12 protein-coding genes and 1 pseudogene are annotated in these 13,113 nt (G+C 69.3%); 7 read left to right on the top strand and 6 right to left on the bottom strand.

Annotated elements, in window-relative coordinates:
* Positions 1 to 28 precede the first annotated feature (28 nt).
* A complete protein-coding gene (locus IG54_RS0109910) occupies positions 29 to 511 on the top strand; it encodes an NUDIX domain-containing protein (RefSeq protein ID WP_030780131.1) in 483 nt (160 codons plus the stop codon).
* Here the strand turns inward: IG54_RS0109910 and IG54_RS40120 are convergent.
* Together IG54_RS40120 and IG54_RS40115 are read right to left on the bottom strand one after the other, a co-directional pair.
* The gene (locus IG54_RS40120; RefSeq protein ID WP_199809522.1) at positions 508 to 2,295 is read right to left on the bottom strand and encodes a globin domain-containing protein; all 1,788 of its coding nucleotides are present in this window, start codon (positions 2,293 to 2,295) and stop codon (positions 508 to 510) included. The two genes, IG54_RS0109910 and IG54_RS40120, sit on opposite strands and share 4 nt — an antisense overlap.
* 386 nt (positions 2,296 to 2,681) lie before the next feature.
* A pseudogene (locus IG54_RS40115) lies at positions 2,682 to 2,795 on the bottom strand (hydrolase); the annotation flags it as partial.
* Positions 2,796 to 2,928: 133 nt separating this feature from the next.
* Here IG54_RS40115 and IG54_RS0109895 point away from each other — a divergent pair.
* Together IG54_RS0109895 and IG54_RS0109890 are read left to right on the top strand one after the other, a co-directional pair.
* Entirely contained in the window at positions 2,929 to 3,510 is a 582-nt protein-coding gene (locus IG54_RS0109895; RefSeq protein WP_030780126.1) for a hypothetical protein, read from the top strand.
* Between the two features lie 5 nt (positions 3,511 to 3,515).
* Entirely contained in the window at positions 3,516 to 4,385 is an 870-nt protein-coding gene (locus tag IG54_RS0109890) for a GNAT family N-acetyltransferase (RefSeq protein WP_030780121.1), read from the top strand.
* A 66-nt stretch (positions 4,386 to 4,451) separates the two neighbouring features.
* Here the strand turns inward: IG54_RS0109890 and IG54_RS0109885 are convergent, their stop codons facing one another.
* Both IG54_RS0109885 and IG54_RS0109880 read right to left on the bottom strand, forming a co-directional pair.
* The gene (locus tag IG54_RS0109885) at positions 4,452 to 4,874 is read right to left on the bottom strand and encodes a GlcG/HbpS family heme-binding protein (RefSeq protein ID WP_030780118.1); all 423 of its coding nucleotides are present in this window, start codon (positions 4,872 to 4,874) and stop codon (positions 4,452 to 4,454) included.
* Positions 4,875 to 4,918: 44 nt separating this feature from the next.
* Positions 4,919 to 6,133: an MFS transporter gene (locus IG54_RS0109880; protein ID WP_030780115.1), complete on the bottom strand. Its 1,215-nt coding sequence runs from the start codon at positions 6,131 to 6,133 to the stop codon at positions 4,919 to 4,921.
* A gap of 140 nt (positions 6,134 to 6,273) precedes the next feature.
* Here IG54_RS0109880 and IG54_RS0109875 point away from each other — a divergent pair, with 140 nt between their 5' ends.
* Both IG54_RS0109875 and IG54_RS0109870 read left to right on the top strand, forming a co-directional pair.
* Complete coding sequence (locus IG54_RS0109875; protein ID WP_030780112.1) at positions 6,274 to 6,732, top strand: MarR family winged helix-turn-helix transcriptional regulator; 459 nt, start codon at positions 6,274 to 6,276, stop codon at positions 6,730 to 6,732.
* A 9-nt stretch (positions 6,733 to 6,741) separates the two neighbouring features.
* On the top strand, positions 6,742 to 7,194 hold the full coding sequence (locus tag IG54_RS0109870; RefSeq protein WP_030780107.1) for a GNAT family N-acetyltransferase: 453 nt from the start codon (positions 6,742 to 6,744) through the stop codon (positions 7,192 to 7,194).
* A 150-nt stretch (positions 7,195 to 7,344) separates the two neighbouring features.
* On the opposite strand, the gene IG54_RS0109865 is transcribed toward IG54_RS0109870, so the two are convergent.
* On the bottom strand, positions 7,345 to 8,721 hold the full coding sequence (locus tag IG54_RS0109865) for a serine hydrolase domain-containing protein (protein ID WP_030780105.1): 1,377 nt from the start codon (positions 8,719 to 8,721) through the stop codon (positions 7,345 to 7,347).
* Positions 8,722 to 8,826: 105 nt separating this feature from the next.
* Here IG54_RS0109865 and IG54_RS0109860 point away from each other — a divergent pair, with 105 nt between their 5' ends.
* Together IG54_RS0109860 and IG54_RS0109855 are read left to right on the top strand one after the other, a co-directional pair.
* Positions 8,827 to 9,780, top strand: coding sequence for an SDR family NAD(P)-dependent oxidoreductase (locus tag IG54_RS0109860; protein ID WP_030780101.1), 954 nt, complete (start codon positions 8,827 to 8,829; stop codon positions 9,778 to 9,780).
* 199 nt (positions 9,781 to 9,979) lie between these two features.
* Positions 9,980 to 11,158 (top strand): serine hydrolase domain-containing protein, encoded by a 1,179-nt coding sequence (locus IG54_RS0109855; RefSeq protein ID WP_030780098.1) that lies wholly within the window; start codon positions 9,980 to 9,982, stop codon positions 11,156 to 11,158.
* 140 nt (positions 11,159 to 11,298) lie between these two features.
* On the opposite strand, the gene dnaB is transcribed toward IG54_RS0109855, so the two are convergent.
* The gene (gene dnaB, locus IG54_RS0109850; protein ID WP_030780096.1) at positions 11,299 to 12,774 is read right to left on the bottom strand and encodes a replicative DNA helicase; all 1,476 of its coding nucleotides are present in this window, start codon (positions 12,772 to 12,774) and stop codon (positions 11,299 to 11,301) included.
* Between the last annotated feature and the right edge of the window lie 339 nt (positions 12,775 to 13,113).

Below are 13,113 nucleotides of genomic sequence, written 5' to 3'. Positions count from 1 at the left end.
GTGGAACAGTCCGGGCCACATTTCCCCCATGACCGTCCGACCCGTGGTCAAGCGCACCGCACGCGCCGTCCTGCTGGACGGAGACGACCTGATCCTCATCAAGCGGACCAAGCCCGGTGTCGATCCGTACTGGATCACCCCTGGCGGTGGCGTGGAGCCGGACGACGCCACCGTCATCGACGCGCTCCACCGCGAGGTGCACGAGGAACTCGGCGCCAAGATCACCGACGTCGTGCCCTGCTTCGTCGACACCGTGGAGCACATCGGCGAGGACGGCGGCGCGACCGGAGTGAAGGTGCAGCACTTCTTCGTCTGCCGCCTGGAATCCATGGACACCGGGCAGCGGCACGGCCCCGAGATCGAGGAGCCGTGCGGCGAGTACGAGATCGTGCATGTGCCGTTCACCCGGGTCGGTATCGCCTCGGTCCATCTCGTACCGCTGTCACTGCGGCACTACTTGGACGGCAACATCGAGGGCGTACGCGCGATGCACGCCCCTGACCTCGGTTAATCCCCCGCTGCCGCCGCTACGAGTTCCTCGACGGAGTCGTGGCGGATACGGCCCTCGGGGATGCCCGCGTCCCTGAGGACGTCCACGCCGCTGCGGATCATGCCGGGCGGCCCGGAGAGGTACGCGTCGTACTCGTTCCAGGGGCCGTACTCGCGCACGGCGTCCGGCAGTTGGACCCCCTGGTCGACGATCGGGCGTACGGCGAGCCAGGGGTGGGTCTGCTGGAGTCGCAGCATGGTGTCGATGTCGTACAGGTCGTGGTCGGTGCGGGCACCGTAGAACACCTCGACCGGCCGCCTTCTGCCGTGCTCGGCGACGTCCTCGACCAGGGCTTTGATGGGTGCGATGCCCGTGCCGCCGCCCAGGCAGAGCAGGCCGCTGTCGGTGGTGTGGTCGACGGTCATCGAACCCGCGGGCGGGCCGAGGCGCAGTACGTCGCCGGGGCGGGCGTGGTGCACCAGGGCGTTGGAGACCCAGCCCGCCGGAACCGCCTTGACGTGGAAGGACAGCAGGCCGTCGGAGCGCGGCGCCGACGCGAAGGAGTAGTGCCGCCAGATCCGCGGCCACCAGGGCGTCTCCAGGCTGGTGTACTGCCCGGCGAGGAAGGGATAGGGCTGGTCCGGGCGGACGGTGACCACGGCTATGTCCGGGGTCCTGAGGTCGTGCGAGACGACCTCCGCGAACCACCAGGCGGGAGCGCGCAGTTCGTCCTCCGCGGCCGCGTCGATCATGACCTGGGAGATCGTCGTATACGTGCGGACCCAGGCGGCCTCGGTCTCCGCGTCCCAGATCGCGCTCGCGTACCGGCTCAGCGAAGCGATCAGACACTCGCCGACGGCCGGATAGTGCTCGGGCCGGGTGCCGTACTTGCGGTGTCCGCGGCCGAGGTTCTTCAGGTACGAGACGAGCACGTCGGTGTGGTCGATGTGCTCCGCCGCTGTCAGCAGCGCCTTGAGGAGGCGGTCCCGCTGGGTGTCCATCGCGGCGGGGAACAGGGCGCGCAGATCGGGGTGGCGGGTGAAGAGCAGTGCGTAGAAGTACGAGGTGACCTGGTCGGCGACCGGGCCGATCTCCGCCATCGTGCGCTGCACCAGGGCGGCGTCGGGGGACGCGGGCTTCGACGGCTTCGCCAACTTCGCCGACTGCGCGAGGGCTTCGGCCTCCGGCTCGGCTGTTTCCGGTGACAGCTGGGGCTCGGGGGGCCCAGGGGACGGCTGCGGCTCGGCGTCGGCGGATGGGTCCCGCTCCAGTACGGAGGGGGCGGTCGCGAGGGCCTGGCTTGTCGCGGCGGGAGCAGTTGGGGCGGGAGCGGTCGTAGCGGGAGCAGTTGGGGCGGGAGCGGTCGCAGCGGGAGCAGTTGCAGCGGGGGTTGTGGTAGCGGTTTGGGAGGCGGTCGTAGCGGCATGGGCGGTCGAGGCCGCAGGGGCGTTGACGGCTGCACGGGCCGCCGGTATTCGCTCAACCACGGACGCGGCGGGCTCCGGAGCGGGCGCGGACTCGGCGGCGGACACCGGCTCAGCCCTGGACGCGGGGTCGGCCGTGGGCATGGAGGCGGCCGTGGACGCGGACTCGGCGCCGGGCGCAGGAGCGGGCGCTGTGGCCTCAGGCCTGCCCAGGGGGCGTATCGCGGTCGGTCGGCGCGCCTCGGCGGCCGCCTCCGGGGCGTCGGCGCCGGGCTGCTGCTGCCGTTCCTCCGGCCGCTTGGGCGGCCTGCGCGGGGTGAACCAGCCGCTCCCAGCGCCGGAAGTGCCGTCGTCCCCCGACGTGGTGGTCGGAGCGTCCATACTGTGCCTCGCCTCGAACATCTCTCGGTCGGTCTGTGCGCTTCCTGCCGGAAGTCGTTTCTTTCCCCGCTCTGTCTTGTCGGCTGATCCGGCCACATTGAACCTTGGATTCCCGCACTACGGACAAGTAGGTCAAGAATGTGACATTGGCCGCAGTCATCTCACCGCAGCATCCCATTCACAGCCGCCGCGTCGGCCGCATAACGAGAAGGACCGACTCTCGATCTCCGCGCCCCGATAGGCTTCTCCGCCCGCGTGCGTGCCCCGCAGGATGTGAAGAAGCACACCCGGCACGAACCGGAGTCGACCATACCGGCAGCCGTCCGACACACAAGCCCCCTTCCCATCCTCGGGAAATCAACGCCTCCGCCTGCCAATTGCGTCAATTAGCGGGCTTGCCGCACCAATTCGTACGCCTTACGCAGGTCCCGCCCGACATAGGAGTGGGTGGCCAGGTTCACCAGTCGCGGATCGGCGTTGACCGCGAGGGAAACCGGCACGATCCGGTCCCAGGTGTCCTGGTTGCCCGAGAGCCGGTGCCGCTGGAGTCGTGCCATGTACGCCGAGGCTAGTACCCGCGGTTACTCCCGCTGTCAGACGCCCCGGCCCCGCTTGGTCGGCATCGTGTTTCACGTGAAACTAAGCCGCCCCGCCCGTCGGGCCACCCTGGTTGTCCATGTCGTCGGTGCCGCCTGCTGGCTCGGGCTCACGCTCGGGCTCGTCGCTCTCGCCCTCACCGCGATCACAACCGACTCGGCCGTGGCCGTGGAGGCCGCCGTCCGTTCGATGAAGGTCTTCGCGGACTGGCTGGTGCTCCCGCTCGCTCTGCTCACCCTGGGGAGCGGCCTCCTGCTGTCCCTGGGTACGCAGTGGGGGCTGGCCAGGCACCGGTGGGTCTATACGAAGTTCTGGCTGACCCTGGCCACCACGACGGCCTCGGCCTTCGCGCTGCGCCCGGGGGTCGACGACTCGGTCAGGACGGTGGCCTCGGGCCACCCGGTGGCCGATACGACGGGCTTGCTCGCCGGGCCTCTCGTCTCGCTCAGCGCCTACCTGTTCATGACGGTCCTTTCGGTGCTCAAGCCCTGGGGCCTCACCCGCCGCGGCCAGAAGCAGCATGACCAGAGGCAGCGTGATCAGAAGCAGCGTGAGCAAATGCGGCGTGCTTCTGCCCACAAACGGGTGGACGCCGAGGACGTACGTCGGACAGCCTGACCCGGGTGTCGACACCTTCCCTCTCCGCGCTCCCCATCCGCCGGCTCACCCCCCGCGATCTGACGTCCTGCGCCGATCTGTCCGAGGACCGGGGCTGGCCCCGTGAAGAACACAAATGGGGCCTCCTGCTGTCGGCCGGTACGGGCTACGGCATCGACGACCCCGACGGCAACGGCCTCATCGGTGTGTACGTAGTGACCCGGTACGGCCCGCTGGAACGCCCCGGCCTTGAGGCGATCGGCATGGTCCTCGTCGCCGAGCGGTACGCACGCCGGGGCATCGGCCGCCGTCTGATGCGGCACGCCATCGAGCAGGCGGCCACTGTCCCGCTGACGCTCCACGCCACACCCAACGGCCGTCCCCTCTACGAACAGCTCGGCTTCAAGGCGATCGGCCGTGCCGAGATGGTCAGCGGACACTTCACGCCCTCGGGTCCGCTACCCGACATCGCCACCCGTCCGGCCACCGCGGAGGACCTGACCGCCATCCTCCGCCTCGACACCGCGGTCTTCGGCCACGACCGGACGCACATCATCACCAGGCTCCCCGCCTTCACCGACCAGCTCCGCGTCGCGGAGGCCGCCGGCGAGATCATCGGGTACGCGGGTGCCTGGCCGAACATGGACACCCATGTCGTCGGCCCGCTCATCGCCCGGGACACGGCGGCCGCGAAGGCGCTCATCGCCTCCCTCGCCGCTCACACCGACCGCCCGCTGCGCACCGACATCGACGTACGGCACGAAGAGCTGCTGGCCTGGGTGAAGGCGAGCGGCCTCGAAGCCGTCGCCTTCAACGCGGTGATGGCCTACGGCACGCCCGAGCTGCCCGGCGACTGGACCCGCCGCTTCGCACCGCTGACGGTCGCCGCGGGCTGACACGGTCATGGGGCACGGGGCCAGCCTGGGACGACCCTGGAATCCCGCCGCCTCCGTAAGCGCGCGTTACGCGAGGACCTTCACGGCCTCCGTCGCGAACCCGTGGTCCTGCTCGGGCGCACCGCCGCCGACGCCGATCGCACCGATCAGACGGCCGTCGCGGTGGACCGGCACGCCACCCGCGATGAAGAGCAGCGGCCGGTCGAGAGCGGTGGGCAGGGTGTGGAAGAGGCCACCGGGCTGCACGGCGTCGACCAGATCGGCCGTCGGGGCGTTCAGCTGGAGGGCGGTGTACGCCTTGCGGGTGCTGGTCTCGCCGGAGATCAGCACGGCCCTGTCGTCACGCCGGAAGGCGAGAAGGTGGCCGCCCGCGTCCAGGACGGTGACGCTGACCGTGACATCGGCGGCCTCGGCGGCGCGGCGAGCCGCGGTGACGAGCGCTTCCGCGTCCTCGATGGTGAGCGGGGCGACGACCGTGGTGGTGCTCATGAGAGGTGCTCCTTGCGGGTGGTTCCGTTGAGTCGGGGGAGAGGTCAGTGGTGGACGGGCGTGGCCTTCTCGACGGGCGCCCCGCCGGTCACGACGAGGCTCGGGGCTGCCGCGGTGGCGCGGCGCTCCAGCGCGGCCGAGAGGATGGCCAGGACGAGGGCGGATGCCGCGAGGGCCGCGCCGACCCAGTTCGGGGCGGTGTAGCCGAGGCCGGCGGCGATGACGATGCCGCCGAGCCAGGCCGAGAGCGCGTTGCCGAGGTTGAAGGCGCCGATGTTGACGGCCGAGGCGAGGGTGGGGGCACCGGAGGCCTGGTCGAGGACGCGCTTTTGCAGCGGCGGGACGGTCGCGAAGCCCAGCGCGCCGATCAGGACGATGGTCACGGCGGCCGCGATCTTGTTCTGTGCGGTGAGCGTGAAGAGGGAGAGCACGACGGCCAGGGCGCCCAGGGAGACGTAGAGCAGCGGCATCAGCGCGCGGTCCGCGAGCTTCCCGCCGACCAGGTTGCCGGCGACCATGCCGAGACCGAACAGGACGAGCAGCCAGGTGACGGAGGAGTCCGCGTAACCGGCGACGTCCGTCATCATCGGGGCCAGGTAGGTGACGGCGGCGAAGACCCCGCCGAAGCCGAGGACGGTCATCGCCATGGCCAGCAGCACCTGTACGTTGCGGAAGGCGGCCAGTTCATGGCGGAGCCGTACGCCTTCGGGCTTGGGCAGGTCCGGAACGAGCTTGGCGACGCCCGCCAGACCGAGGACGCCGAGCGCCGCGACGAGAGCGAAGGTCGTCCGCCAGCCGAGCGTCTGCCCGACGAAGGTGCCGAGCGGCACACCCACCACGTTGGCCACGGTCAGGCCCGTGAACATCATCGCGATCGCGCCGGCCTTCTTCTCGGGGACCACCAGCTCGGCCGCGACGACCGAGCCGATCCCGAAGAAGGCACCGTGGGCGAGGGAGGCGATGACACGGCCCGCCAGCATCACGCCGAAGACGGGGGCTACGGCGGAGAGCAGATTGCCCGCGATGAACAGGCCCATCAGCAGCATCAGCATCCGCTTGCGCGAGATCTTGGTGCCGAGGGCTGTCATCAGCGGGGCACCCAGGACGACACCTAGGGCGTAGCCGGTGACGAGGAAGCCGGCCGTGGGGATGGAGACGCCGAAGTCACCCGCGACCTCGGGGAGCAGCCCCATGATCACGAACTCGGTGGTTCCGATTCCGAAGGCCCCGATCGCGAGGGCCAGGAGCGCGAGAGGCATGGATCTACCTTCCAAACGATTGCAGGTGCGCTTAGCGTGCGTCCACAATAGTTGCAGGCGCGGGTTACTTGCAAACGCTGGATATTGCGTATGTGGCCTATCCTGGTCGTAGTCACTCCGGGACGGAGGCACCAAGAGCCATGACAGCGACGGATCCCGCACTCACCGCCCTTTCGCAGGGTTGGTGCGCCCTCTCCCTGCTTCACGGGCAGATCGAGACCCACATCGAGCGCGCCCTTCAGGCCAAGCACGGCTTGAGCGTGCGCGAGTACTCCCTGCTCGACGTCCTCAGCCGCCAGCACGACGGCGAGGGCGGCCACCTTCAGATGAAGCAGGTCGCGGATGCCGTGGTGCTGAGCCAGAGCGCCACCACACGGCTGGTCACCCGCCTCGAGGACCGCGGACTGCTCTCGCGCTACCTGTGCCCCACCGACCGTCGCGGCATCTACACGGACGTGAGCGAGGCCGGCGCCACGCTTCTCGGCGAAGCGCGCCCCACCAATGACGCGGCTCTGCGCGAGGCACTCGACGAGGCGGCGCGGAATCCCGAACTCGCTCCGCTGGTCAGGGCCGTCGAAACGCTGCGCGTTCCCGCCTAGGCTGCTGCCATGGGAGACCTTGAGATACGCCCTGCCGTCGCCGCCGACCTGCCTGCCATCGTGGAGATGCTCGCCGACGACCCACTGGGAGCCTCACGCGAGTCGCCTGACGACCTCACCCCGTACGTGACCGCGTTCCAGCGCTTGGCCGATGACCCGAACCAGCATCTGGTTGTCGCCGCGCGCGAGGGGCGCGTAGTCGGCACGCTCCAGCTCACCATCATTCCCGGGCTCTCTCGTCAGGGCGCCACACGGTCGCTCATCGAGGGCGTCCGCGTGCATGCCGATGAGCGCGGCAGTGGGCTCGGGAAGCGGTTCATGGAGTGGGCCGTCGAGGAATCCCGGCGCCAGGGCTGCCAGTTGGTGCAGCTGACCTCCGACACCTCCCGCGCCGACGCCCACCGCTTTTACGAGCGACTCGGGTTCACCGCGTCCCATCTGGGCTTCAAGCTCCAGCTCTGAGGCGGCTCTTGACGGGGAGCCCAGCCCTTGGGTCATGGGGGGCATTCCACGCGAAACAAGCCTTCTTGTTCCACGTGAAACAAGCCTCCCTGTTTCACGTGAAACATGCCCCGTGTTTCACGTGAAACGTGCCCCCCTCGTCGCTAGCTCCTAAAAGGCGCGCCACCCCTGCGGGTCCACCCCGCCAGGAACCGGCGCGTCCTCGTCGTAGGGCCGCCGTGTGAGGACGAACGATCCCACGTCGAGGTGGCTCACCGAGCCGTCCGTCCGCCGCACCGCCCGCAGCGGCTCCCCTGCGTAGTAGCCATCGAGCCCCGTCCACGTGCCGTCCCCGTTGGCCCGGAACCGTGCCGCTCGGCCCGCCCCAGCCAGCGGGCCCAGTTCGACACCACCGTCCGCCGACAGCCGAAGAGCGAGAACCTGCGTGCCCCAGTACCAGGGCCCGGTCAACTCCAAGACCTTCGCGTCGATTTCCGCGAGAGGCCGCCACGGCTCGGGAATGCGCGGCTCGGCCTCCGCCACGATCTTCACCAGATCCGCGGCCAGAGCCACGATCGGTGGTCCCGAGGTGCAGTTGGCGAGGGCGACCGCGGCCACCCCCTCGCGCTCGCTCACCCACAGGCCGGCCAGGAACCCCGGGAGTGATCCCGTGTGGCCTGCCAGGCTCAGCCCCTCCCACCGCAGCAGGTCCATTCCCAGGCCGTACGTCGAGTCCCAGCTCCCCGCCTGCGAGGGCGCTGAGGGCGTCCGCATCTCCCGTAGGGTCTCCGCGCCGAGGACCCGCTCATCACCCTTCGCGAGGAAACACGCGAACCGCGCCAGGTCCGCCGTCGTGGACCACAGCTGACCTGCCGGAGCCATCAGCCCCAAGTCCTCGACGGGCTCCGGCATCATCACGTCCGCCCAGGGGTGCACGGCCCACCCGCCCGCATGCGGGTCCCGGGGCTGCGCGCTCGTGCGGGTGAGCCCGAGCGGCTCCAGCACCTCGCGGCGCAGCACCTCCTCCCACGGCTCGCCCCTCATCGCCTCCACCAGTGAACCGAGCAACGTATAGCCAGGGTTGGAGTAGTGGAAGCGGCGGCCGACCGGATGTCTGAAGGGTTGATCACCGAGAACATCGGTGATGTCCGGGCGCGTCGTCCCCGGGGTGCGCTCCCACCACTCACCAGGCGTCTCGGCCGCCAACCCACCGGTGTGCGAGAGGAGTTCGGCGATCGTGGCCTCCCCCGCGCCCGTGCCCGGCAGATGCTTCTCAAGGGGGTCCCCCAAGTCCAGCAGACCCTCGTCCCGCAGCCGCATCACCAGGACGGCGGTGAAGGTCTTCGTGATGGAGCCGATGCGGTACTGGACGTTCTCGTCCGGCGCGTGTCCGTCCACCATGCTGCGGCCGGCAGTCCACACCACCTCGCCGTCCCGGGCCACCGAGGCCACCACCGAGGGGGCCCGGCCTTCCGCCTGAGCGGTCGCGACGCGGTGCAACAGGGCTCGACGGGTGGAGGGGAGCAATTCTTCATGGGGTTTCGTCATGGGCCCTACTCCACCTGGAAGGCGCCTGCACGTCGAGCGAATTCGAGTGTGTCCGCCACCCGAGTGATTGCTCTAGCGCGCACTCCAAGTCCTAGCGTCCCCCACATGATCACGAAGCAGCAGAAGCTCGGCACCCCGTTCGGTGCCCACAGCACCGCCGACGACGTCCTCGCGGGTATCGACCTCACGGGTACCACCGCCCTGGTCACGGGCGGCTACTCGGGCCTCGGCCTGGCGGCCACCCGCGCTCTCGCCCGCGCGGGCGCCCACGTCGTCGTCCCCGCCCGCCGGCCCGACCTCGCCGAGGACGCCCTGCGTGACGTCCCCCGGACAGAGGTCCACGCCCTCGACCTGGCCGATCTGGACAGCGTGCGCGTCTTCGCGGAGCGTTGGCTGGAGACGGGCCGTACCCTCGGCATCCTCATCAACGGCGCGGGCGTCATGGCCTGCCCGGAGACGCGTGTCGGCCCCGGCTGGGAGGCGCACTTCGCCATCAACCATCTCGGCCACTTCGCCCTTACCCAGCGCCTGCGCCCGGCCTTCGCCCCCGGTGGAGCCCGGGTAGTGGCCGTGGCCTCCTCCGGGCACTTCCTGTCCGGCATCCGATGGGATGACATCCACTTCCGGACCGGTTACGACCGATGGCTGGCCTACGCGCAGTCCAAGACCGCGAACGCCCTCTTCGCCCTGCACCTCGACCGCCTGGGAGCCGAGCACGGCCTGCGCGCCTTCGCCGTGCACCCCGGCAGCATCCTCACACCCCTGCAACGCCATATCCCCCGCGAGGAGTGGCTGGACCAGGGCTGGACCACGGAGGACGGCTCACCGGCCGACGGTTTCAAAACGCCGGAGCAGGGCGCGGCGACAGCGGTCTGGGCGGCGACTTCACCCCTGTTGAACGGCTGTGGAGGCGCGTACTGCCAGGACTGCGATGTCGCCGAACCGGCCACCACTGACGACATGCTCGTCGGTGGGGTGAAGCCGTGGGCCAGGGACCCCGAAGCGGCGTCCAGGCTCTGGGACCTCTCCTGCGAACTGACCGGGCTCAGCGCCTTTTGACGACGCGTACGCCGTCCTGTGGCGAGGCGAGTCGCGACTTCCTGAGCAAGGATCTGGCACTTTCGGGTCGCTGACTCAGGGGTGTCTCAGGGTCGTTTCGGGGTTCGTTCAGGGGCGGGGCCGCGGCAGAGCGTCAACCCGCAGCGGCGGTCAGGGCGTCCTCCCGAATGCCGCATCCGATGAGAGACGGAGAGCCTTCATGGCCGCGCACGCCTTACCTCGCACTCTGGTCGTCCTGGCACTGGCGGGAGCGGTCGCCGCGACAGCCGCCGTCCCTGCCACCGCTGCACCACCTACCGCCTCACACCACCCCACTCACTCCGCGACGCAGGACGCCCTCCATGCGATCACCCGTACGGGAACCCCGGGAGCCCTGGCCCGGGTCGACCGCCCGAACGAGGTCTGGCACGGCACTTCCGGCGTGGCCGATCTGCGCACCGGCCGCCCGCGCCTGCCGCAGGACCGGTTCCGCGCCGGCAGCCTGGCAAAGCCCTTCATCGCCACCGTCCTGCTCCAGCTCACCGCAGAGCCCGAGTACGGCCTGACGCTCGACGACACGGTGGACAAGTGGCTGCCCGGCCTGGTGCGCGGCAACGCCAACGACGGGAGCCGGATCACCCTGCGCCAGCTGCTCCAGCACACCAGCGGGCTCTACGACTACATCGACGATCCCGGATTCCGCGCCAAGTTCACCGGCGATGCGTTTTTCGCCCACCGGTACGAGGGGGCCACGCCGGAGGAGCTGGTGCGGGTCGGGCTCGCTCACGAGCCGGACTTCAAACCCGGTCGCGAGTGGTCCTACTCCAATACCAACTACATCCTGGCCGGCATGGTCATCGAGAAGGCCACCGGCAACAGCTACGCCTCCGAAGTGGAGCGGCGCATCATCAAGCCCCTCGGCCTGCGCGGGACGTCTCTCCCCGGCACGTCGTCGACGGTGCCCGGCCCGCATGGGCGGCATTACTCCAAGCTCTTCGTGGACGGCCCCGCCGCTCGGTTCCACGACGTCACCGACTTCAACCCCTCGGTCTCCGGAGCATCGGGCGAGATCATCTCGACCACCCGCGACCTGAACGTCTTCATCCGTGCCCTCCTGCGTGGCGAGCTGCTTCCCCCCGCCCAGCAGAAGGAGATGTTCACCGGCCGCGACCTGGGAGACGGCAGGTCGTACGGCCTAGGGATCAGGTCGCAGACGCTCAAAGCCTGCGGCGTGAAGGTGTGGGGGCACTCAGGCGACACCTTTGGCTCCTCGACCCGGACAGCGGCCACCGCCGACGGCGAGCATGTCATCACGCTCAACCGGAACAGCGAATGGGGCGACCACGCACTCGAGCAGGCGGCCATCGAAGCGGAGTTCTGCGGATCTCGGCACCGTTGATATGAGGCGACGGTTCGCACCTACTTGGCGTCACCGATGCTCGCGACCGCCCGGAATTGCTCGGACAGTGCTCATGATCACGCGGAATTCGTTACTACCCCGGGAACGGCCTCTGTAGAGTCCGCGATTTTGACCCAGGATCAGGTCTGCGCCATGTCCACGAACCGCGAGTAGTGACCCTGGAACGCCACCGTGATCGTCGCCGTCGGGCCGTTACGGTGCTTGCCCACGATGATGTCCGCCTCGCCCGCGCGGGGCGACTCCTTCTCGTACGCGTCCTCGCGGTGCAGCAGGATCACCATGTCCGCGTCCTGCTCGATCGAGCCGGATTCACGCAGGTCGGAGACCATCGGCTTCTTGTCCGTACGCTGCTCGGGGCCACGGTTCAGCTGCGAGAGGGCGATCACCGGCAGCTCCAGCTCCTTGGCCAGGAGCTTCAGGTTTCGCGACATGTCCGAGACTTCCTGCTGCCGGCTCTCGGCCCGCTTGGAGCCGCCCGACTGCATCAGCTGGAGGTAGTCGATGACGACGAGCTTCAGGTCATTGCGCTGCTTGAGGCGACGGCACTTGGCGCGGATCTCCATCATCGACAGGTTCGGGGAGTCGTCGATGTAGAGCGGCGCGGCCGAGACGTCCGGCATACGGCGGGCGAGCCGCGTCCAGTCCTCGTCCGTCATCGTGCCGGACCGCATGTGGTGCAGGGCCACGCGCGCCTCGGCGGACAGCAGACGCATCGCGATCTCGTTGCGCCCCATTTCGAGCGAGAAGATCACGCTCGGCATGTTGTGCTTGATCGAACAGGCCCGCGCGAAGTCCAGCGCCAGCGTCGACTTACCCATCGCGGGACGGGCCGCGATGATGATCATCTGGCCCGGGTGCAGGCCGTTGGTGAGCTGGTCGAGGTCGGTGAAGCCGGTCGGCACACCGGTCATCTCCCCTGACCGCGAGCCGATCGCCTCGATCTCGTCGAGGGCGCCCTCCATGATGTCGCCGAGCGGCAGATAGTCCTCGGTGGTCCGCTGCTCGGTGACCGCGTAGATCTCCGCCTGGGCGCTGTTGACGATCTCGTCGACGTCGCCGTCGGCCGCGTACCCCATCTGGGTGATGCGGGTGCCTGCCTCGACGAGGCGGCGCAGCACCGCGCGCTCGTGGACGATCTCCGCGTAGTACTCGGCGTTCGCCGCGGTCGGGACCGTCTGGACCAGTGTGTGCAGATACGATGCGCCGCCGACCTTGGTGATCTCGCCGCGCTTGGTCAGCTCGGCCGCCACGGTGATCGGGTCGGCGGGCTCGCCCTTCGCATACAGGTCGAGGATCGAGGCGTAGATCGTCTCGTGCGCGGGCCGGTAGAAGTCGTGGCCCTTGAGCACCTCGACGACATCGGCGATGGCGTCCTTGGAGAGCAGCATGCCGCCGAGCACGGACTGCTCCGCGTCGAGGTCCTGCGGGGGGACGCGCTCGAAGGACGAGCCTCCGCCGTCCCAGCCGCCCTCGCGGCCTCGCTCGTGCTGCTCGTCACGGCCCCGACCTCCGTCGCGGCGCTGACGGGAGACGGGCAGACGGTCACTGGGACCGCTGTCGGCCCAGGGGTCGTCCAAAGGCTCGGAAATACTCACCGGGCCACCTCCTCCCGTCCGCCGCGCGGACCTCGCCGTGCCCCTCTTTCCTACGGCACGACACTGACAAATAAGGGGGCCCAACTCCGGTTCTGACGCGTCGGTTTTGCAGGGTTTCCGAGGTCGTACGACGAGGCGGGCGCCGGACCACGGTAGGCCTGTGGGCACCGTCAGCCAATCTGGTTATCCACAGGTGGTGTGGATGACGGGCCCGATGCTGTGGAGAACTCCGCCAAACCTGTGCACGGGCCGGTGGACAGTCCTGTGAACAAGCACTCAGCCGCCGCATGACACCGCCTGTGACCTGCGTCTTTCCCATCCACCGGCTGTGCAGAAGAA

This window comes from Streptomyces sp. NRRL S-920 (assembly GCF_000717945.1).
GTDB classification, from domain to species: Bacteria; Actinomycetota; Actinomycetes; order Streptomycetales; family Streptomycetaceae; genus Streptomyces; species Streptomyces alboniger.
The sequence above is the reverse complement of the archived record's forward strand: the minus strand, read 5'-3'. Positions and strand labels throughout refer to the sequence as shown.